This window comes from Nitrospira sp. SG-bin1, from assembly GCA_002083365.1.
Classification (GTDB): Bacteria; Nitrospirota; Nitrospiria; order Nitrospirales; family Nitrospiraceae; genus Nitrospira_D.
The window spans coordinates 68,425-87,058 of the sequence record LVWS01000013.1; the positions used below are offsets into that span (position 1 = coordinate 68,425).

Below are 18,634 nucleotides of genomic sequence, written 5' to 3' on the forward strand. Positions count from 1 at the left end.
AAGGAGGAGGCCATGGGGAAATGGAAACACAGCGTGCTGGCGACAATCCTGGCTGCGACCATCGTGCTCGGAGGGAGTCTGCCAGCTCGTGCCTCGGGCATCCCCGTGGTGGATGTGGCGAACCTGGCGCAATCCGTCTTACAGGTCCTGGCGTGGATGCAGCAGATTCAGGACATGAGCTGGCAGTTACAGCGTCAGCAGCAACAACTGAAAGCCATCACCGGCTCTCGCAATATGGGGAGCTTGCTCCAGAACCTCGGACTGATGGGCATTGTGCCGTACGACGCCAGCCTGGTGTACGAAGCGATCCGGATGGGTGGCATCAATGGGTTGTCCCAGGCCGCACGAGTCTTACGGAACAATCGCATGCTGTACAACTGCGCGAACAAGACCGGCGAGGCTCTGAGAATTTGTCACAACATTCTCAATCAATCGCCGCAGAACCTCGCCAACATCGATGGCGCCTATCAGGTGTTGCTGCGGCGCTCCCAGCAGATCCGCGACCTCACCACTGCGATCAACAGTTCTGATGATGAGAAGGCCAGTCTGGATCTCATTGCGCGGATCGGCACAGAACAAGCAGCCGTGGCCAATCAGACCAATCAATTGCTGACGCTCAAGATGATGGCCGAGGAAAACAAGGAGGCGGCGAGACAAGAGCACATGGAGTACATCCTAAATATGACCTCACCCGAACGGCCCAGTTCGTTCGCTACGATGCCGCCATGGACGCCCTAGGACGAAGCGACCACCGCATGATCCCTGAGGCAGCCGATCACACCGTCGTGCGCGCGGGTGACCAAGCCCAGTATTTTGCCGATGGAGTGAGCTGGGAACGAAGCGAGAGTATCCGGGCCGCGCAATCGGAGCGGCGGGCCTGGTGGGTCGCGGGGGGAGCCTGCCTCGTCGCTCTTTGTGCCGTGGTGGGACTTTCGGCGCTAGCACCCCTTAAGCAGACGGTGCCGTACGTCTACGCCGTGGACAAAGCCACCGGGAATGTCGAGTTGATGAGCATCGGCGACGAGCGCCTGGTGCAGGACTATCGCACCATTCTGGATAAACATTGGGCGCACAAGTATGTCATCGCGCGGGAGTCCTATTATTGGAAACTCCTGCAGCTCGATTACGACACGGTCTTGATGATGAGCAACGATGTGGTGGGCCGCGAGTATGCCAAGCTCTATGACGGCCCGAATGCCCGAGACCGGAAGCTCGGGTCGACCATCGACATGCGGGTGAAAGTGCTGAGCATTACCCTTGCCCACGACGAACACGGCTCCAAGGCTACGGTGCGGTTTGAAAAATCGTCCAAGCGGCTCGAGGCCGAAATGCCGGACCCGCCGCAATTCTACGTCGCGACCTTGAGCTACGAGTATCAGCCTTCCATGAAAGGCAAGGAACAAGAGCTTCTGCTGAATCCTCTGGGCTACAAAGTGACGGCCTGGCGGGTCGATCAAGAACTTTCCACAGCCACTGCGACACCGACCACCGGCTCACCAGAGGGAACCCCATGACGCACGAGCAGCCGATGACTGTGTGGGTCGTGCTGTTCCTGGTCGCGGTGCTGGCCTCGGCATCCGGCTGGGCAGCAGAGATTCCCCTCCCAGGCGCCTTCGATGAACGGGTGCGCTACATCAATTACAACCCCGATCAAGTCGTCACGCTGCATGTCCGGCGCGGGGCCGTGACGCGGGTGGTGTTGGGCGAAGATGAAAAGATCGTGGTCGCCGCGGCCGGATTCATCGGCGACTGCACCAAAGCCGAAGGGGAGTGGTGTATCCGGGCGGAGGTCGGCACGAATCAAGTGTGGATCAAACCCAAGGATCGGGCGACCCATAATAATGTGGAGATTCGGACGGACAAACGAGACTACAGTTTTGAGCTCAAAGTACTGCCGGACAATCGGCTCGGACGCTGGCGAAAGCCCCCGGCAGGCAAGGGATTGGAACGAGAACCGATGTACCGCGTCATCTTCCGCCATGCCCGCATGGATCAGGTCAATGTGGACACCATCGTGGGATTGGCGACCCGCACGGATCGGCGCACGTTGGACACGATCGAACAGGAGATGATCCAAGAGCGACTGGCCGAGGCCCTGCCGGAACTCCGCAATGTGCGTTATTCCATGGAAGTGCTCTCCGGCGGGGAAGAGATTGCCCCGTCCCTCGTGTTCGACGACGGCCGGTTCACCTATTTCCGGTTCCCACCGAATCATGAAATACCCTCGATCTTTTATATTTCGCCACGCGGCGAGGAAACCCGCATCAATTTTCATATGCAGGATGATCTTGCGGTCTTGCAACGGACCGGTCGCCGCTTCGTGTTGCGCCTCGGCGCGGCGGTCGTGGGCATCTGGAATGAGGCCTTCGATGAAACCGGCGTGGCGTCGAAAGATGGCGTGACCGTCTCCGGTCTACGGCGGGTCGTGCGATAGGACGATGGCGGCACCAAATCAATCAACGAGTCAGCCTGACGGATCGAGCGACCGGTCCCAGCAAGCCGCGGCCCCAGCGATGGACATCGTGTCGGTGAACGAAACCGGTCCCGGCAGCAACCAGGTGGTCAAAGTCGTGGTGGCGGTGGTGGTCGCCTGTGTGCTCATCATTGGGTCGATGATGGGTGTGAAACAGTGGCAGGCACACAAGCAAGCGGCACAGGCCAAAGACGAGCAGAGCGACAAGACGGTGAACAAGCCCGCGCAAGTCGCGCAACGGCGGACGTTCGACACCGATGCCCTGGCCCTTCACGCGGACGTGGACATGAAGGGATCGCGTGGTCGTGGGCGCCCGGTGGTCCCGGAACTCGAACCGCTGCCTGGAGAGGACGCGAGACCGATTCCCCTGTCGGGAGTGCCGGCAGCCTCATCGAATGGTTCGGCGAATGGGACAGCACCGATGAGCCGCTTCGGTGGCGATCTCATCTTGACCTCGGCGGCGAGCCCCACCGGACCCAAGACTCAGCATGATGAACTGACTCCACAGAACGAAGCGCTCGCGATGCTCCGCCAGCTCGTGAACCATCGCATGAATGACGGACCGATGGGACCTCCTGCTATCGGTGCGGGTGAGGGATCTCCAGCGAGCGGTCCTCCTGATAGCCATACGACCGGATCGGCTGATTCGAGTGTGCCTGGATCGAGCGGGAACGTTGGGTCAGACAACGGAACATCCTATGGAGTGCGGCCAGGTGCGATGGGGAACACGTTCGCGCGTACGGCCACGGCCAGTAACGTGCAAGGAGAATCGTTGGGCAGTCAGCTCACGCCTTCGGCTACACCGAAAGCGCAGGCCACGATGTTGGGCGATCGGAGTTTGATCTTGCCGAAGGGCCGCACTATCGATTGTTCGCTCGCCGTGCGGGTGATCAGTGGTATCCCGGGACTCGCGACCTGCACGCTCAACAGCGATGTCTACAGCGACAATGGGCGGGTCGTGCTCTTGGAGCGCGGGTCCGAAGCGGTCGGCGAATATGCGGCGACCATGGCGCAGGGGCAACAACGTCTCTTCGTCCTGTGGAATCGCGTGAAAACACCCACCGGCGTGGTGGTGGAGGTGAATGCTCCGACCGCGGATGAGCTTGGGGCGGCCGGCTTGCCGGGGTACATCGATCGCCACTGGTTCGAGCGGCTGGGCGCCGCCTTCATGCTCTCCATCGTACAGGATGCGATCGGGTTCGCCACGGCGACCCAAGCTGGTGGAAGCGGGGCGCAGCAACTCGGGATTTACCAGAATTCCGCCGCGACCGGCAATCGCATGGCCGAACGCATCCTCGAATCCACGATCAACATCAAACCGACGCTCTATAAGAATCAAGGGGATCGGGCGATGATCTTCGTGGCGCGGGATCTGGATTTCAGTGGAGTCTATGCCCTCCATGCTGATTAACGAAGTGGTGCAGCGCGATACGATGGTGCGGGAGCTGTTGCGTCCGCTGCTCCACTATCTGTCCGAACCGGGCACCACCGAGATCGTCATCAACCGCCCGACGGAGGTCTTCTGCGAAGTGGGCGCAGTCTGGACCAAGCACGACGAACCGAGCCTCACGTGGAGTCGCCTCCACGCGCTGGCCCGCGCAGTCGCCACCTATACGGACCAAGATATCGGCCCGGAGAAGCCCATCCTCTCCGCCACGCTGCCGGATGGCGAACGTGTGCAGATCCTGGTCCCGCCCGTCTGTGAGATCGGCAGGATTTCCTTCTCGATTCGGAGACCCAGCGACACGATTCGCACCTTCGAGCAGTACGAACGGGAGGGTGCCTTCACGCGCTTCTGTTGGGCGCGGCCGGAAGATCTCGAGAGCCGTGGCAGGGATCTGGATCACAAGGACCAAGAGTTAGTGGGACTGTTAGTGCAGAAGCAGCTGGCCCAATTCATCCGACGGGCCGTCGCCCTCAAGAAGAATCTCGCCGTGGTCGGCGATACCGGCTCGGGCAAGACCACGCTGATGAAGACGATCTGCCAGTGTATCCCTACGCGTGAACGCCTCGTCACGATCGAGGATGTCCGCGAACTCGTGCTCCCGAACCATCCCAATCGCGTACATCTGCTGTATTCGAAGGGTGGGCAAGGCGTGGGTTTTGTCACGCCGTCCGCCCTGATCGCTGCAACTATGCGGATGAAACCGGATCGGGTGCTGCTGGCGGAGTTACGCGGGAGTGAAGCGTTTGATTTTCTCAAGCTGCTCACGACCGGGCACAGCGGGTCGATTACCTCCTATCACGCCGAGTCCTGCGCCTTGGCGGCGGAACGCTACGTGTTCATGTGCAAAGAGCATGACCAGGCGGCGATGTACGACTCGCCGACCTTGAAACGGCTCGTCGCCCTCACGATCGACGTCATCATCCATGTCGTCGCGGCGATCGTGCCGGGTATCGACGGCCTACCGCCTCGGAAGGAATGGTTCGTGTCGGAAGTCCACTACGATCCGATTGCGAAACTCGTGGCGCGGTTTGGCAAAGCCACACTGGTGCGTGCGTGAGGAGGGAATGAGCAAGAAAAGGCCGGTGCTCGCGGTTCTACTGCTCTACATCCCCCTCGGATTGCTCGTCGCCGACTATCTCGCGGGTGCGCTGTTTTATGTGGCGAATAAGACGATGCCGGTGAATCTCTCCCTCTGGACCTGGCTGGATGCCTGGGACGCGTACCGGAACGACCCGGTGCAACGGCGGCGCTTACAGTTTGGAGCCGTGGTCGGGTTGGGCCTAATGATTATCGGCCCGGGACTTCTTCTGCTGGCGCAGCGCACGAGACGCCCGTCATTGCATGGGGATGCGCGGTTTGCGTCGCGGTCCGAGATCCGCGACGCCGGGCTATATGGTACGAACGGGATCGTCGTCGGCAAAGATGGACGGCGGTTCCTGCTCTATCCCGGTCAGGAATTCGTCTTGGTGGCCGCGCCGACCCGCTCCGGCAAAGGCGTAAGCCTCGTCATTCCGAATCTCCTGAACTTCCAGGGTTCGGTAGTCGTGCTCGACGTCAAGATGGAAAACTTCGCCTACACCTCCCGGTTCCGGGCCATGCATGGACAGAAGGTGTTCCTGTTCAATCCCTTTGCCGACGACTTCCGAACGCATCGGTGGAATCCATTGGATGGCGTGAGTCGCTCGCCCCTGACCCGCATCGGGGACATTCAGGCCATTGCGCAGGTGTTGTATCCAACCGAGCACGTCAAGGAGGCCTTTTGGAGTGAATCCGCGCGCAATCTGTTCTTGGGTCTCACCCTCTATCTACTCGAAACCCCGACGTTGCCCTGTACCTTGGGCGAGTTGCTGCGGCAAGCCTCTGGAAACGGCGCCCCGATGAAAGAGTATCTGAGTGGGATCATCGCGCAACGCGCCACCGGCGAGCAGGCCTTGAGCCAAGAATGTCGAGAGGCGTTACAGCGGTTCTACCACAACTCCGAGAATACCTTGGCAAGCATCCTGGCCACTTTCGTGGCACCGCTCACCATATTCAGCAATCCCATCGTGGATGCGGCCACCTCCGCGACCGAGATTCGGGTCGAAGACATCCGGCGCCAGCGGATGTCCATCTATGTCGGCATCCCGCCGAATCGGCTGAGCGAGGCATCTCTTCTCGTCAATTTGTTCTTTTCGCAGTTGATCCAGAAAAACACCCAGGAGCTCCCAGCGCGAAACCCATCGCTCCAACATTCCTGTTTGCTGCTCCTCGATGAGTTCGCGGCCTTAGGCCGGGTTGACATCATAGCGAAAAGCGTCGGGTTCCTGGCTGGCTATAACCTCCGGCTCATGCCGATTGTCCAAAGTCTGTCGCAGCTGCAAGGCGTCTACGGGGACCGTGACGCGCGCACGCTCGTGACCAATCACGGGTGCCAGATCGTGTTTGCGCCGCAAGAACAGGCGGATGCCGAGGAGTATTCAAAAATGCTCGGCACCTATACAGCGAAAGTACGGTCCACAGGCCACAGCCATCCCCGTGGCTTCAGCAGGGGACAGCAGGCCTCGCGGAGCACCCACGAATCCGAACAGGCGCGGCCACTGCTGTTACCGCAAGAGCTCCGCCAGCTGAGCGAGGACCAAGCGATTATTCAGATCCGAGCCTGCAAGCCGATTCTCTGTCGGAAGGCTCGGTTCTATGACGATGAAACCTTTCTGAATCGTCTTCGTGGCGTTAGCCCCTCTCTGGCTGCGAGTGGCACTCGCATCCCGTCGCACGCCGAGCTGGAACAGGCTGCGCTCGTCCTGGGAGAGTTGTCGGTCGAGGTGCCGCGCCTAGATGTGGATCTGCATCGGGCTCGAGTGGAACAACGGAGAAGGCCGCTACAGGCTGGAGAACCGATCGATGTGGCGAAGTTGGCCGTCGATCTGGCGCTAATACCGCCCGTGACGACTGACCAGCCACCGGACCCGGAATACGTGCAGCGGTTCGTGGACGCGTATTTCGATCAATTGGAATGGGTCACCAAAGAACCCGTGCCGAGCGGCTCAGCAGCCGTCGAGTCTGATGAACAGGAGCGGGAAGAAGACGGAGCAGCGCGAACAACCGGTGCGGCGGTGCAGCCGGTGAAGACGCATGTGGACAGGGCGACAACGGTGGATCTATCGGTGCTCGATGTTGAGTGACGGCGAAGAAGGAGCGGCAGGATGAAGCGAGACGGAGGTCGTTGGGCAAGACGAATGGTCGCAGCGCTGTTGTTGCTCGCTGTGATGGAGCTGGACCTGGGCTGTGCGCCGAAGCCGGTGGTGCCCTCCGGGTGGCGACGCGTCACCATCAATTCCGACGAGGCGATCGCGAACTATCATGAGCACGTGACCCGCACGATGGAGGAGCGCCAGGGCCGCACGCTGTGGCAACGGCAGTTGGACCTGCTCAATCAACAGGTGTCGGAGCTGCGCGGGGTCGTGACCTATCTCCAGCTGAAGCAACAGGATTACGATCGGATGCGAACTGGCCACTCTCATGACGCGACGGAACGCATCCCATCCCGCAGGATGCGTCCAAGTCGCTCAACCCCTCAGGACCCGCCGGTCCCTGATGACCTCGCGGCACCTCCGTCTGAGATGAACGGCCGCAACTTGGAATCCCGTCGGGCAAAGCCGGAACGCCGCACGGACGCCTGTGTCGGCGCGACCACCCAGAGCGATGAGGGCTCTGCCCGTCTGTGGAACGACGCCTTTCAGCGACTGAGCGGGATCAGCCAGAGTGGAACGTGTGGGGAGGGAAGCAAGACAGGCACCAAGCTCGTTCGCGTGAAGCCCCTCTCAGGTCCCTTGATCGCGCATGAGGCGCCCGGGCACCGATCCCGTACCGAGACTGAAAAGATTCTCGATGATACGCGACCGCGGATGGTGGCGTGGGTGAACGCACGGGAGAAGTTGGAGGTGCGGAACCATGCGGTGATTTTTCGAGCCAGACCGACCCAGGGCGTGACGGCGTTTACGCCGAGTCGGTCATCTCAGGAATATCTGAAGAAAGCGGCGGCCCAGAGTCCCTTCGTGGAGGTCCGCTCCTATTCAGATGGCTCGGAAGGCGACCAGTCCGTCGAAGACGTGACCCGAATGCGCGCCGAAGTCGTGCGGTCCTACCTCGTCGCCTTGGGCGTGCCCGCGATGAACATCGACCTCAAAGTGTTTCCCGTGGTGGTGCATGACTCCGCGGGGCAAGCCATCCCAGTGAAGAGTCGACGAGTGGAAATTGAATTCATCCTGCGCGACCCCGCGCGAGTCTATCCCGCTTGGGATGCACGACAGGGGTAGGAAAGGAGTGTGGCCATGAACGAAATCACGGCGGGAACAGCGGTGTTTGCCGAACGGGAGTCAACATCGAGCTCCGAGGAGCAGGAGGCGATGCGCCGGCGGAGGCCACAGCGGGCAGCGGAACCGCTCAGGCAACACAACGACGTCGGAGCAGCCCTGCGAAAACGGTTCATCATCGCTGGAACGACCTACTACTACCGCGATCGAGAAGAGACAGTCGCGTTTGAGGATCGCGGCACGCGCCTCACCACCGAGTGGCAGGATCCGAATGTGATCCACGGCATGATGCTGCGGGCGAGTGAAAAGGGATGGTCCGGTCTCTACATAAAGGGCACTGAAGCCTTCAAAGCCGAGGCCTGGTTGCAAGCGAAGATCGCAGGATTCGAGGTCGCGGGCTACCAGCCGCGGGCCTTGGATGAAGCCAAGCTCGCGGACCGTCTCAAAGACGTGCCGCGTCCGTCCACCGATAATCGAGAGGGAAGCCAGACCCACGAGAATGTGATCGAGAAGCAGGCGTCACACCAGCGGCGTGAACGCCCGTTCACGGAGAAGCAACAGGTGGCCCTGAAGACGTTGGAAGCCATTCTGCTGGAGCGGGGTGATAGTCCAGCGATGCGAGACGCGGTGCTGACCGAAGCGAAAGCTCGACTGCGTGGGGATCGGATTATCGTGGGACAAGTGCGAGAACATGGGATCGCGCATTTCGAGCACAACCCCGACAAGGAGAAGAGCTGTTACGTGAAACTTGAGACGGGGCAGGGGGTGAAAGAGGTGTGGGGCACCGACCTGGCGCGGGCGCTGGAAAACAGCGACATCACGACGGGGGATCGGGTGGCGCTCGTGCAGAAACGGAAAGAACCGGTGGTTGTGCAGGTCGCCGTTCGCGATCAGCAGGGACGGGTGACGGAGACCACTCCGCGGACGGTGTCACGGAATGTCTGGGACGTGGTGAACCTCGACCGGTTGGGCGAGCGGGAACGAAACGAGACCATCCGCACCGCGGACAAGGATCCGGTCGTGCCAGTCTATGATCGAGCGGCTGCACGTCAACAGCCAAATCCGGTACTAGTGGCGACGAAGCGTCGGGAACGCGAGCGCAACGATCGGTGAACCAATAGAGTACTTGAAGGTAAAGGAGGAGCATGGTGATGACGAAAACGCGAGCAGGCGGCATCCTGGCCGTCTCAGCACTGTTGCTGCTGAGCGTCGAGACAGTCACTGCACAGATGCAAGAAGACCCACAACTGCAGGCAGAACTGACGGCCAGTCAGACTCAGGTACGGGCGGTGTCTCAGCTCTCCGGCATTGATCCACGAGCGTTAGACGCAGCCATCTCGGGCAAGGGGATCACACAACTCGTATCGCCTCAGGCCGCAGCCGGGGCACCCAAACCATCAAGCCCGTCGTTCTTGACGGGCATGACGCGCACGGCCTGTGAAGCCGTCCTTTGTCTCGGCGCGATCAGGGAGGCACCCGGCGAATGTGCCGAAGCCCTCGCCGAATACCATGCGATGCAGATGTTTGGCATGGGCAATGCCTTGTTGCTGATGTGTCCGACGCAGTAGGCGTCTCAACGAGCGCTGTGACTATTGAATGACGAGTGCTGCTGAGCGTGGCCATCCACTACAGAAGAGAAAGGAACCAGAACGATGACCGTACGTGTCGAGGATTGCGTGACCGAGCGAGAGGTCAAGATAGCCGTGTCGAAACAGACGGTGGGGGATGTTATCGTCACGGAAACAAGCGAGGGGTTTTATGTACAGGTGGAATTTCAGTACATCCGACCGCGGTGGTTCTGGTTGACATCCAAGCGATCCCCTGCCGTCCCACGATGCTTCAAGCACCTGGGACGGTTAAACGACCATCTCCGAACGTTGGCGCCCTCCGCTACCGTGCGCATTCGGCGCGAACGGATGGGTGAGGAGTGCGTGGCCAACTCCGCATGAACGCCCGCACGACTCAAGAACGTTTCCCTCATGCACAGAGCCATGTCCCGAGCTGGGACATGGCTGATGACAAACCGCAAGACTGCTAAGCGAGTACGTCGCGCCGCGCGGTCGGCTCGAAGAATCCTTGCTCGTGCAAATTGGTAAACCAGGTCTGAGCCAAGTCTGCTAGTCCAGTTTGGGATGAGGAAACTCATGGGTGCGGCCTCCAGCACCATGGGACTGGCAGACTTCCATTCCTAGGTAGTCGTTTCTGAATGAGATGGGCTCGGCCGCCTCGCCGTCGGGCATATCATACAGTAGGAATACCATGTCGGGATCACGCATCAGGTCGCCATTCTGCTCGCGATAGTGACAGAGCGACACTAGCCGTGTTCCGTTCTCACTCATCCCGATTTCCTCTACCGATAACGACAGGTAGCCGGACACCGTAATGCGAACGACGGTGGCCCCACCGAGCAGCTGCGTGAGGTACTTCGCAAACTCTTCATACATCTTCATTCTCTTCATCCTTTCGTCAGGTGAAGGAAACCTCCGGCGCGGAGGCCGGAGGTTTCCGATGATTCGTTACTGCTCCGGCTGCTCGCCGATCCAGGTCTTGGCCTGCGTCACGAGGACCACGAGGGCCTCAAGATCGGTGAGTCCGAAGGACGCCGAATCCTTCCACTCGCCGTGGGCGTCCTTGTAGGACCGCGCGAAGGTCGTGTTATAGAACTCGCCCTTCTCGCCGGCGTTTCGCCAGATCGTGGCCTTGATCACGCCGCAGCGAAGCGTGGTGACTGGTTTGTTTGATTGAGTTGCCATGTGTTTGCTCCTTTTGTGTGAGTTGATGTGTTGGCCTCTCACCGGGAGGAGGAGGCCACGCATCAACGGAAAAGGAGCAGGGAAGGACACCGCTATCCGGCGGGCCGGAGGGCGAGAGGCGGAGGAATGACCGTGGAAAGAAGCCGGTCGAGAGAGCGGCGCACGGGCGTGATCGACGCAGCCCGCCGGTGGAAAGCCGGGGCGGGGGCCGGACACACACTGGCAACGAACATCAAATCGGCACGCGTGGGGCGGGAGAAGATCGGCTATCGAGCATGTGTAAAACGCCAGGCACCGAAGGCATCCGTAAATGACGCTGTAGAAGGCATGTTCCTATGACGGCAGATATTAAAGATCGCGGCGCTTCGGCGTTAGCTGTGACGGGATGGAGATAGCAGGAGGACGGTCTATATGCTGGTACAAATGATAACCTAGCCTGATAATCTGTTGACTAGTGGTGCGCTACACACTACAGTGTAGAAATGATGCTATTCTGGCACGGCTTCATCAGGCGGAAGCGATTGACATGAACATCCATTCTTATCGACTGCATTCGCTCAGAGGCGATCGGAAAGGGGAGTGGAGCGTGACGGTAAGAGCCAATTGGCGAATCACCTTCCGATTTGAGGAAGGGTATGCGTTGGACGTGGATTTAGTGGACTACCATTGAAAAGGAGGAGGATATGAAGGCTTTAAAAATGAAAAATCCGCCGCATCCTGGCTTTCTGGTGCGAGTGGACTGTCTGGAGCCGCATGGGTTGACGGTGACAGAGGGGGCGAAGGTTTTGGGTGTATCGCGGTCAGCCTTAAGCCATCTGGTGAATGAGAACGCCGATCTGTCATGGGACATGGCCATTCGACTGGCGAAGGCCTTTGGCAGCACGGCGGAAGGTTGGATGCGATTGCAGTTTCAGCATGATGCAGCTCAGGTCCAAGAGCGAGCCAAGAAAATCAAGGTGAGAACCTTCGTTGGGGATGGAATATGCGCGTAAGCAACGATTCTAAAAGCGTATTCATGAGCGCTAAGAATGAGGCGTTTGCACGTGTCTTTATCGATGCCCAGCTGAAAGAGCAGGGCTGGGACGTAAAGGAAATCAATAACTTAGATTTTGTTAGGATAGCCGTTCATTTATTTTCTCTAAAGAAGCAGTTGACATGTACGGCAATTAGCCGTACGCTTAGATGCGGGAGGGCGAGAAATGACAACAGCATATGATGCAGTGGAGTCTTCTTCTGGTAGGACAGCCAGATTGGAAGCACGCATAACAGAACAACAGAAAGCCATTTTTCTAAGAGCGGCCAAATTAACCGGGCGTTCTTTGACGGATTTCGTAGTTGCCTCTGCTCAAGAAAACGCAGCGCGAACATTACGCGATCATGATGCAATGGTCCTGAGCGACCGTGACCGTAAAGTATTCGTGGCGGCGCTGTTAAGTTCGCCTGAGCCGACTACGCGCTTAAGAAAAGCGGCGCAGCGCTATAAAGAACGTCAGCAGCGCGGCGTCAATGCCCGCTGAAAATAACTTATCCCTGTGGATCGTTGAGCCAATAGGAAAACATCACAACCGTGCTGATTTTTCGTGTGGCCATGAAACGCTTGATCACTATCTAAAGCAACAAGCCACTCAGGATGCACGGCGCAGGGTCGCCGCACCCTTTATTCTCACCAGAGAGAGCGATCACAAGATAATCGGCGGGTATTACACGCTATCGGCTTCCGGCATTTACCTCGAAGATTTGCCGGACGAGATTGTGAAAAAACTCCCACCCTATCCGATGGTGCCAGTCACTCTACTGGGACGTTTGGCCGTCGATCAGCGTTACAGAGGGCAGGGAATAGGGGAGTTCCTGCTCATGGATGCGTTGCAGCGGGCCTTTATGCAGTCCTCGCAGATTGCCGCTATGGCTGTCGTGGTCGACGCGATTGACGACAAAGCCATCGATTTCTACCGGCATTTCGGGTTTATAGATTTTCCGGACAAGCCAGGGAAGCTCTTCCTGCCCATGAAGACAATCGGTTCCCTTTTTACGAGTACATAAACTGGATCACCCCATGAAACCAGAGTTCTTCGTATTTATAGATGAACGATACGAATCAGCAAGCAACCATAAGCGGATTATTGTGAGCTCAGTAGTTATCGAAGAAGATAACTGGAATGCTCACGGTTCAAGAGTTGGTTGCAGCCATCCCTATGAACATCTGTGCACGCTTTCAGAATTACTTGGTGAAGTAGATGCTTTTGGGGTGGTCACGTATGCAGACATTAAATACCTCGCCCGTCGGAATCATTTTTCTGGTGATATTGGCCGGGTAGCACGGGACAACACTATTTGGTCGACCACCGTTTTGTCTGCCATATTCGCGGCAATGCGCCACCTGGAGAAGATTTCCCCATCAGGAATAATCGACGTATACTACGATCCGCAATCTCTTACAAAGAAACACTCCTTGGCCTTTAAAAAGCTCATACTGCAGTCGCCAGAAATAGCAAACGCCAAAATGGGAAGCGATTTTTCAATCAGAAATATCAGTTCAATTTCAAAGGCAGAATCTCCGGACTCAACAAATGCACTTCAGGAAGGAGTAGTGGTAGCTCACCATCTATGCAGTAACGCGACACAGATATTTTCTGGCAAGAATATGCCACGAATCTTTTGCGAGAACGCGAGCAACACCGTGCAAAATCATCTTACTCTATGTGATGCCTTATCCCGTTAAACTGGTCGCACGGTATGAAAACAATTTGCGCAGGGTGAAGCGATGACTAACACCAAAAGTAGCCCCAATGATGGTAGTTCTTTTGCTGTTCCCCACGCGGCAATAAAGGCGTTGCTTGATGCTCGCGCCGACGCCGTTACCATTGGAGCCTATCTAAAACTAGCCGCTCACACTGAAGGTACAGGGCAATTCAGCTCTGCTAGTGTAACCGCTATACAAAACGCTGTCGGCGGCGGCAAAGACCGCTTTAACCGCAAGCGTGCTGCGGACGCCATTGCAAACCTCTGCACCATTCGAGCACCAATTCAGGCTGCTGAAACAACTCCGGCCGTTACTCCTACACCAACTATTCCGGTGCTGAAGGGAAAGAGGAAACAACGTTCCATCCCCACAACGGATTCGACGCCGGCACTTCCAACGCAGCCGCTCGTCTACACACGGGAGGCATGGCTAGAAGAGCGGGGTGGGGAGTTGCCCGACGGTCCGATTGAACGAGGAAGAATCCGACATGTGTTACCGACTTTCGGGGAACCACTCGATAAACGAGTCTGGTTTGGAAGCGGCCTAGTATTCGGAGATGGTGAAGATGGGATTTTTGCCAATCCGCTACAACAGCTCAAGAACTGTGGAAATGTGGCTGCGCGGCTGTTACTAGCCTTGTATGCTGGCCAAGACCTCGACCGCTGGTATGGAATCCCGCCTCATGGGTTCTCGTGGAACTCCTACAAGCTACAAGAGACGATATACGGACAATACCGCGTCCTGCGCGGTGAAAGTAATTCAATAGTAGGAGATCATGATCTGTTTGACCGCGTTGATAGTGGCAGAACGAATAATGATGCCTGCTTTACCGCTATCAAGGCTTTACTATCGGCTGGCTTTGTCTACGAAATGGTTGCTCTCCTGAATCGCAACCCTATTCCCGCTAAATTCAGCAACGGAAATCCATACGGCAACATTCCTAATGACGCCGAAATTCTGTGTGATCTGGGAAGCCCAAGCCAGTTCGAGCCAGTCCAACCAGAAATTGAACAAGGGCTTGGGGTGGATTATCTGGACACGGTGAAAGCCTTACATTGGGAAGAGCACCCATACGATTATCTGGCCATTGTTCCAACCGGTAGCCAGGCCATGATCGCCGGCCTATATCGCCTCCGGTTCCGCGTCACGAATCATGATAATGCTTTTATTGAAGTCGCCGAACGGACGCGTCTTGATGCAAACGCGACCGCGCTCAAAATGCTGAACTATATCCGTAAAACGAAGAATCTAGAACGTATAACTCGTACCCTTCAATCTTCTTCAATCCCTCTTCAATCTCCTTCAATGATCTTCAATAGCCCTCAATGACAAGGCATGGGGAAGAGATTCCAAAGAGAAACCCCGTACCTTTCTGCAAGAGACGGTTCGTGAAGATGGTCAAGAAGAGAGTCGGAATTGTCGGTAGGGGCGAAAAAGGAAGAAGGTGAGCGGTAAAAAATCGGTAGAGGTCGCTATGGCACTGACTGGCGTAACTCGACTGTCGTTATACTAATGACGGAAACGGGGGGTCCAGGATTCGATTAAATCTTCCTCCTCTTTTTCTTCTTCCTCGTCAGGCAGCTCGATGTCGGAAAGGACAGTGAGTGTTTTGCCATAGCTGCCGAGCCCGACCACATCTTCTGTCACTTCAATATTCCGGTCGCAACTAAACCATTCCTGGAGATTGGCCGTGCCTTGGGTTCGTGCACCACGTTGAACTTTGTTTGAGTCCAGGTTCAGTTGGAAAGTCGCTGAAGTGCGCGGAACTGGTTGTCCTTTCTTAAGCCAGGTGATACCTTCGATTTCTTTAAAGGCGTCTGACATACAGCAATAATCGATTTTGTTGGCGGTGCTGACAACAATGGCCATCGGGTCGCCGGTACAGTCGATCACGCGGATGGCTGTTGCGAGTAGCGATGTGTTGCATGCATCGGCGAGTGATTCGATGGCAGCTAAGCCTGTACCGGTGCGACGAAGTATGGGAAGAAAAAGGTGGCTAGGCATAAGGAGGCCGGCAGCAAAATGATCTGCTTCTACTTCATAGCTGTTGGAGGATGTGAACCCGGCATGTGATTCATGTACATCGCTTTCGGCTAGCACTGCATCGATATGTCCTGGAAGAAAGTAGTGGCCGAGTTCATGGCTGATGCTAAATCTTTGAAACGGGATGTTGTCGATATGTGTGGCGTAGCCGATGGCAAAGAAGTTCCCGACACGGATGAGCATTCCAGAAACGCCGGCACTGGAGGAAGGTTTTGGACGGATTTCGATTTTGCGGCCGCTGGCTATCGCAAAAGGGTCGATGGGCAAAGCAGTGATCCCCAAGTCTCCAATGAGTTTTTCGGCAGCGCGTGTTGCAAAATGAAAGTCTTCGTCCTTCGGCATCTATTTCCCCTGCGACTTCTTTGCAAGCAGCTCGATGAGGTCATCGGCAAATTTGCGGTCGTCGCCGTGGAGCGCGTTGTAGTGCCGATGAAGCCTGTCAGCATCGGCCAGAGCGGTGAAGTCATCGACGCGACCGAGCAGGTAGTCGGTTGTGACATCGAGCGTGTCCGCGAGAAGACGCAAATTATCGAAGGATGGTTTCCGAGCACCGGTTTCAAAATGAGAAATCGCCGAAGGCTGAAGATCAGCGCGTTTGGCAAGCTCGCCTTGACTGAATCCTCGGTACTCTCTTGCACTGCGGAGACGGTCCGGAAACATTTCTGATGGACTTGATTGTGGCATGACGATTTAGTATAATTAAAGTTGACGGTTATGGCATGGCCCAGCGAGGGCTTTTTATTTGGGTTTACAGTTGACGAATTCGTCTCATTGTAGATGACCATTTCACTATAAGCAAGGAGGAAGATCATATGAAAGAAGATCACGAGAAGCAGTTCACCATTATCGTCAACGGCCGCGCCAAGGTTGTGACCGAAAGGGAACTGACCTATGCCCAGATCGTCGCACTGGCTTTCGATAATCCACCGACAGGTGAGAACGTTGCCTTCACGATTACCTATAGGAAGGGTGAAGGGAACAAGCCGGAAGGGACGCTAGTGGAGGGCGAAACGGTCAAGATCAAGGAGGGCATGATCTTCAATGTCACAGCTACTAATAAATCGTAGTCCTGATTTAAAACGGATTCGAGATGAGGGATATGATGTTCGGGTGAAAAGCGGGCATTTGGTGGTTGGAAACATTCCATATGTGAATGCCGCGAGAGAGATCAAGCGTGGCACGCTAGTTTCGAAACTAAATCTTGCAGGAGACGTGACGACGAGACCAGATACGCATGTGGCCTATTTTGCGGGTGAGTATCCTTGCAACAGAGATGGGTCAGAATTGGGGAAAATACGTCACGCCAGCGGACCACAGCAGCTCGCGGAAGGCCTTGTGGTGCAGCATTCTTTCTCGGCGAAGCCGTTAAGCGGCGGTTACCGCGATTATTATGACAAAATAACGACATATGCGGCCATACTGTCAGGTCCTGCTGAAGCAATTGATCCGACCGTAACAGCCAAAGGCTTTCCGGTCGTTCAGGCAGAGGCAGATGAATGTGTCTTCAACTATATCGATACAGCCTCAAGCCGAGCCGGTATCAGCATGGTTATGATGAAGCTGGAGATTCCAAAGATTGCGATCGTCGGCTTAGGAGGGACAGGTTCATACGTATTGGACTTGGTTGCGAAAACCCCGGTTAGAGAGATCCATCTGTTTGATGGAGACAAGTTTTTGCAGCATAACGCATTCAGATCACCGGGAGCGGCATCTATCGAAGAGTTGCAGGAATCGCCAAAGAAGGTAATCTATTACAGGAATCGGTACATGAAGATGCGGCGCGGTATAGTAGCGCACGAATACCACATCGACGCTACAACGGTTGAGCAACTCCGTGGCATGGATTTCGTATTCTTGTGCATTGATGGGGGAGCTGTGAAACGGCTCATCATCAAGAAATGTGAAGAATTCGGTATTGGTTTTATAGATGTTGGCATGGGAGTTGAGCTTGTCGATGGCAGCCTCATAGGAATTCTGCGGGTCACCACGAGTACGGTTAAACAGCGCGACCATGTTGAAAAACGGGTGTCTTCTTTAGAGGGTGACGGCAATGACGACTATTCCAGGAATATACAGATCCCAGATCTAAACGCTTTGAACGCCACATTAGCCGTTATTAAATGGAAAAAGCTGATGGGATTTTATCTCGATCTTGAGAACGAGCACCATAGCACCTATACAATCGATGGCAATACTGTGACGAATGACGATCGACCATGAAGCGAAGGACCGTACTGAAGCATGAATTTGTGGAGCACATCCCCAATAAGCTGGAAGACGGGACGCTCTACGTGTGTAAGATATTCGGCACGGCGGCGCACAAGTGTTGCTGTGGATGCGGCAAGGAAGTTATCACCCCAATCGGTCCTACAGATTGGCGGTTAAATTTCGAGGGAACGACAGTTTCTCTCCACCCGTCGATTGGAAACTGGAGCTTCGAGTGTCAGTCACACTACTGGATAAAGCGAAACAGGGTGATTTGGGTTTCTCAGTGGTCGAAAAGAGAGATCGAAGCAGGCAGGTCCTATGAAAGAGCGGAGAAGGAGCAGTATTTCCAAACGGGGAAGGTTCCAACGGTGCCGTCGGATAGTCTCTGGAATAAGCTGATGAAGTGGTTGTTTAACCAATAAGGAGGGCTTATGTCGAAAAAGCGAGATATCCATGTAGTGCCGCATGATGACGGTTGGGCTACAAGAAAGGAAGGTGCCGAACGTGTAAGTTCCACCCACAGAACGCAGAATGCTGCCATTAATAGAGCAGTAGGAACAGCTAAGAAGGATGGTCTGGAGGTGGTCATTCACAGAAAGGATGGGTCCATCAGGGATAGCGATAGCTATGGTAACGATCCGAATCCGCCCAAGGACAGGAAGCACTAGATCATCTTCA

Annotated in this window: 24 protein-coding genes; 21 read left to right on the top strand and 3 right to left on the bottom strand. The window is 56.2% G+C overall.

Features of this window, described 5'->3' with window-relative positions; genetic code table 11:
• The first annotated feature begins 12 nt into the window (after positions 1 to 12).
• From A4E19_00645 to A4E19_00690, 10 genes are all read left to right on the top strand, one after another.
• On the top strand, positions 13 to 738 hold the full coding sequence (locus A4E19_00645; GenBank protein ID OQW36197.1) for a hypothetical protein: 726 nt from the start codon (positions 13 to 15) through the stop codon (positions 736 to 738).
• 17 nt (positions 739 to 755) lie between these two features.
• Entirely contained in the window at positions 756 to 1,514 is a 759-nt protein-coding gene (locus tag A4E19_00650) for a hypothetical protein (protein ID OQW36245.1), read from the top strand.
• Positions 1,511 to 2,434, top strand: a complete 924-nt coding sequence (locus A4E19_00655; protein ID OQW36198.1) for a hypothetical protein — start codon at positions 1,511 to 1,513, stop codon at positions 2,432 to 2,434. Before A4E19_00650 ends, A4E19_00655 begins: the two co-directional genes overlap by 4 nt.
• A 79-nt stretch (positions 2,435 to 2,513) precedes the next feature.
• Positions 2,514 to 3,884: a hypothetical protein gene (locus A4E19_00660; GenBank protein ID OQW36199.1), complete on the top strand. Its 1,371-nt coding sequence runs from the start codon at positions 2,514 to 2,516 to the stop codon at positions 3,882 to 3,884.
• 22 nt (positions 3,885 to 3,906) lie between these two features.
• Positions 3,907 to 4,977, top strand: coding sequence for a P-type DNA transfer ATPase VirB11 (locus A4E19_00665; protein ID OQW36246.1), 1,071 nt, complete (start codon positions 3,907 to 3,909; stop codon positions 4,975 to 4,977).
• 7 nt (positions 4,978 to 4,984) lie between these two features.
• The gene (locus A4E19_00670; GenBank protein OQW36200.1) at positions 4,985 to 7,081 is read left to right on the top strand and encodes a hypothetical protein; all 2,097 of its coding nucleotides are present in this window, start codon (positions 4,985 to 4,987) and stop codon (positions 7,079 to 7,081) included.
• A 21-nt stretch (positions 7,082 to 7,102) separates the two neighbouring features.
• Positions 7,103 to 8,215, top strand: coding sequence for a hypothetical protein (locus A4E19_00675; GenBank protein OQW36201.1), 1,113 nt, complete (start codon positions 7,103 to 7,105; stop codon positions 8,213 to 8,215).
• 15 nt (positions 8,216 to 8,230) lie between these two features.
• Positions 8,231 to 9,325, top strand: a complete 1,095-nt coding sequence (locus tag A4E19_00680; protein OQW36202.1) for a hypothetical protein — start codon at positions 8,231 to 8,233, stop codon at positions 9,323 to 9,325.
• 32 nt (positions 9,326 to 9,357) lie between these two features.
• Positions 9,358 to 9,780 carry a hypothetical protein gene (locus A4E19_00685; GenBank protein OQW36203.1) on the top strand — a complete coding sequence of 141 codons (423 nt, stop codon included), beginning with the start codon at positions 9,358 to 9,360 and terminating at the stop codon, positions 9,778 to 9,780.
• Positions 9,781 to 9,864: 84 nt separating this feature from the next.
• Complete coding sequence (locus tag A4E19_00690; GenBank protein OQW36204.1) at positions 9,865 to 10,161, top strand: hypothetical protein; 297 nt, start codon at positions 9,865 to 9,867, stop codon at positions 10,159 to 10,161.
• Between the two features lie 168 nt (positions 10,162 to 10,329).
• On the opposite strand, the gene A4E19_00695 is transcribed toward A4E19_00690, so the two are convergent.
• Together A4E19_00695 and A4E19_00700 are read right to left on the bottom strand one after the other, a co-directional pair.
• Positions 10,330 to 10,662, bottom strand: coding sequence for a hypothetical protein (locus tag A4E19_00695; GenBank protein ID OQW36205.1), 333 nt, complete (start codon positions 10,660 to 10,662; stop codon positions 10,330 to 10,332).
• 66 nt (positions 10,663 to 10,728) lie between these two features.
• Positions 10,729 to 11,028 carry a hypothetical protein gene (locus A4E19_00700; protein ID OQW36206.1) on the bottom strand — a complete coding sequence of 100 codons (300 nt, stop codon included), beginning with the start codon at positions 11,026 to 11,028 and terminating at the stop codon, positions 10,729 to 10,731.
• A gap of 394 nt (positions 11,029 to 11,422) precedes the next feature.
• Here A4E19_00700 and A4E19_00705 point away from each other — a divergent pair, with 394 nt between their 5' ends.
• From A4E19_00705 to A4E19_00730, 6 genes are all read left to right on the top strand, one after another.
• Positions 11,423 to 11,635 carry a hypothetical protein gene (locus A4E19_00705; protein ID OQW36247.1) on the top strand — a complete coding sequence of 71 codons (213 nt, stop codon included), beginning with the start codon at positions 11,423 to 11,425 and terminating at the stop codon, positions 11,633 to 11,635.
• Positions 11,636 to 11,648: 13 nt separating this feature from the next.
• The gene (locus A4E19_00710) at positions 11,649 to 11,957 is read left to right on the top strand and encodes an addiction module antidote protein, HigA family (GenBank protein OQW36207.1); all 309 of its coding nucleotides are present in this window, start codon (positions 11,649 to 11,651) and stop codon (positions 11,955 to 11,957) included.
• Positions 11,948 to 12,181 (top strand): hypothetical protein, encoded by a 234-nt coding sequence (locus A4E19_00715; GenBank protein OQW36208.1) that lies wholly within the window; start codon positions 11,948 to 11,950, stop codon positions 12,179 to 12,181. Before A4E19_00710 ends, A4E19_00715 begins: the two co-directional genes overlap by 10 nt.
• A 290-nt stretch (positions 12,182 to 12,471) precedes the next feature.
• Entirely contained in the window at positions 12,472 to 13,005 is a 534-nt protein-coding gene (locus tag A4E19_00720) for a GCN5 family acetyltransferase (GenBank protein OQW36209.1), read from the top strand.
• A gap of 13 nt (positions 13,006 to 13,018) precedes the next feature.
• A complete protein-coding gene (locus A4E19_00725; GenBank protein OQW36210.1) occupies positions 13,019 to 13,684 on the top strand; it encodes a hypothetical protein in 666 nt (221 codons plus the stop codon).
• 42 nt (positions 13,685 to 13,726) lie between these two features.
• Complete coding sequence (locus A4E19_00730) at positions 13,727 to 15,034, top strand: hypothetical protein (protein ID OQW36211.1); 1,308 nt, start codon at positions 13,727 to 13,729, stop codon at positions 15,032 to 15,034.
• A 180-nt stretch (positions 15,035 to 15,214) separates the two neighbouring features.
• Here A4E19_00730 and A4E19_00735 read toward each other — a convergent pair whose 3' ends face one another.
• Entirely contained in the window at positions 15,215 to 16,090 is an 876-nt protein-coding gene (locus A4E19_00735) for a hypothetical protein (protein ID OQW36212.1), read from the bottom strand.
• Here A4E19_00735 and A4E19_00740 point away from each other — a divergent pair.
• The 5 genes from A4E19_00740 to A4E19_00760 all read left to right on the top strand — a co-directional run bounded on the left by A4E19_00740 (position 16,067) and on the right by A4E19_00760 (position 18,624).
• Entirely contained in the window at positions 16,067 to 16,414 is a 348-nt protein-coding gene (locus A4E19_00740; GenBank protein ID OQW36213.1) for a hypothetical protein, read from the top strand. The genes A4E19_00735 and A4E19_00740 overlap by 24 nt on opposite strands.
• A gap of 146 nt (positions 16,415 to 16,560) precedes the next feature.
• Positions 16,561 to 16,815, top strand: coding sequence for a hypothetical protein (locus A4E19_00745; protein ID OQW36214.1), 255 nt, complete (start codon positions 16,561 to 16,563; stop codon positions 16,813 to 16,815).
• Entirely contained in the window at positions 16,790 to 17,968 is a 1,179-nt protein-coding gene (locus A4E19_00750) for a hypothetical protein (protein ID OQW36215.1), read from the top strand. The genes A4E19_00745 and A4E19_00750 overlap by 26 nt, the downstream gene beginning before the upstream one ends.
• Positions 17,965 to 18,378, top strand: a complete 414-nt coding sequence (locus A4E19_00755; GenBank protein ID OQW36216.1) for a hypothetical protein — start codon at positions 17,965 to 17,967, stop codon at positions 18,376 to 18,378. Before A4E19_00750 ends, A4E19_00755 begins: the two co-directional genes overlap by 4 nt.
• Before the next feature lie 9 nt (positions 18,379 to 18,387).
• The gene (locus A4E19_00760; GenBank protein ID OQW36217.1) at positions 18,388 to 18,624 is read left to right on the top strand and encodes a hypothetical protein; all 237 of its coding nucleotides are present in this window, start codon (positions 18,388 to 18,390) and stop codon (positions 18,622 to 18,624) included.
• The last annotated feature ends 10 nt before the right edge of the window (positions 18,625 to 18,634 follow it).

Coding starts and splice junctions, on each gene's coding strand:
- A4E19_00645 (OQW36197.1), top strand. CDS start 13: ATGGGGAAATGGAAACACAGCGTGCTGGCGACAATCCTGGCTGCGACC.
- A4E19_00650 (OQW36245.1), top strand. CDS start 756: ATGATCCCTGAGGCAGCCGATCACACCGTCGTGCGCGCGGGTGACCAA.
- A4E19_00655 (OQW36198.1), top strand. CDS start 1,511: ATGACGCACGAGCAGCCGATGACTGTGTGGGTCGTGCTGTTCCTGGTC.
- A4E19_00660 (OQW36199.1), top strand. CDS start 2,514: ATGGACATCGTGTCGGTGAACGAAACCGGTCCCGGCAGCAACCAGGTG.
- A4E19_00665 (OQW36246.1), top strand. CDS start 3,907: ATGGTGCGGGAGCTGTTGCGTCCGCTGCTCCACTATCTGTCCGAACCG.
- A4E19_00670 (OQW36200.1), top strand. CDS start 4,985: ATGAGCAAGAAAAGGCCGGTGCTCGCGGTTCTACTGCTCTACATCCCC.
- A4E19_00675 (OQW36201.1), top strand. CDS start 7,103: ATGAAGCGAGACGGAGGTCGTTGGGCAAGACGAATGGTCGCAGCGCTG.
- A4E19_00680 (OQW36202.1), top strand. CDS start 8,231: ATGAACGAAATCACGGCGGGAACAGCGGTGTTTGCCGAACGGGAGTCA.
- A4E19_00685 (OQW36203.1), top strand. CDS start 9,358: ATGGTGATGACGAAAACGCGAGCAGGCGGCATCCTGGCCGTCTCAGCA.
- A4E19_00690 (OQW36204.1), top strand. CDS start 9,865: ATGACCGTACGTGTCGAGGATTGCGTGACCGAGCGAGAGGTCAAGATA.
- A4E19_00695 (OQW36205.1), bottom strand. CDS start 10,662: ATGAAGATGTATGAAGAGTTTGCGAAGTACCTCACGCAGCTGCTCGGT.
- A4E19_00700 (OQW36206.1), bottom strand. CDS start 11,028: ATGCGTGGCCTCCTCCTCCCGGTGAGAGGCCAACACATCAACTCACAC.
- A4E19_00710 (OQW36207.1), top strand. CDS start 11,649: ATGAAGGCTTTAAAAATGAAAAATCCGCCGCATCCTGGCTTTCTGGTG.
- A4E19_00715 (OQW36208.1), top strand. CDS start 11,948: ATGCGCGTAAGCAACGATTCTAAAAGCGTATTCATGAGCGCTAAGAAT.
- A4E19_00720 (OQW36209.1), top strand. CDS start 12,472: ATGCCCGCTGAAAATAACTTATCCCTGTGGATCGTTGAGCCAATAGGA.
- A4E19_00725 (OQW36210.1), top strand. CDS start 13,019: ATGAAACCAGAGTTCTTCGTATTTATAGATGAACGATACGAATCAGCA.
- A4E19_00730 (OQW36211.1), top strand. CDS start 13,727: ATGACTAACACCAAAAGTAGCCCCAATGATGGTAGTTCTTTTGCTGTT.
- A4E19_00740 (OQW36213.1), top strand. CDS start 16,067: ATGAAAGTCTTCGTCCTTCGGCATCTATTTCCCCTGCGACTTCTTTGC.
- A4E19_00735 (OQW36212.1), bottom strand. CDS start 16,090: ATGCCGAAGGACGAAGACTTTCATTTTGCAACACGCGCTGCCGAAAAA.
- A4E19_00745 (OQW36214.1), top strand. CDS start 16,561: ATGAAAGAAGATCACGAGAAGCAGTTCACCATTATCGTCAACGGCCGC.
- A4E19_00750 (OQW36215.1), top strand. CDS start 16,790: ATGTCACAGCTACTAATAAATCGTAGTCCTGATTTAAAACGGATTCGA.
- A4E19_00755 (OQW36216.1), top strand. CDS start 17,965: ATGAAGCGAAGGACCGTACTGAAGCATGAATTTGTGGAGCACATCCCC.
- A4E19_00760 (OQW36217.1), top strand. CDS start 18,388: ATGTCGAAAAAGCGAGATATCCATGTAGTGCCGCATGATGACGGTTGG.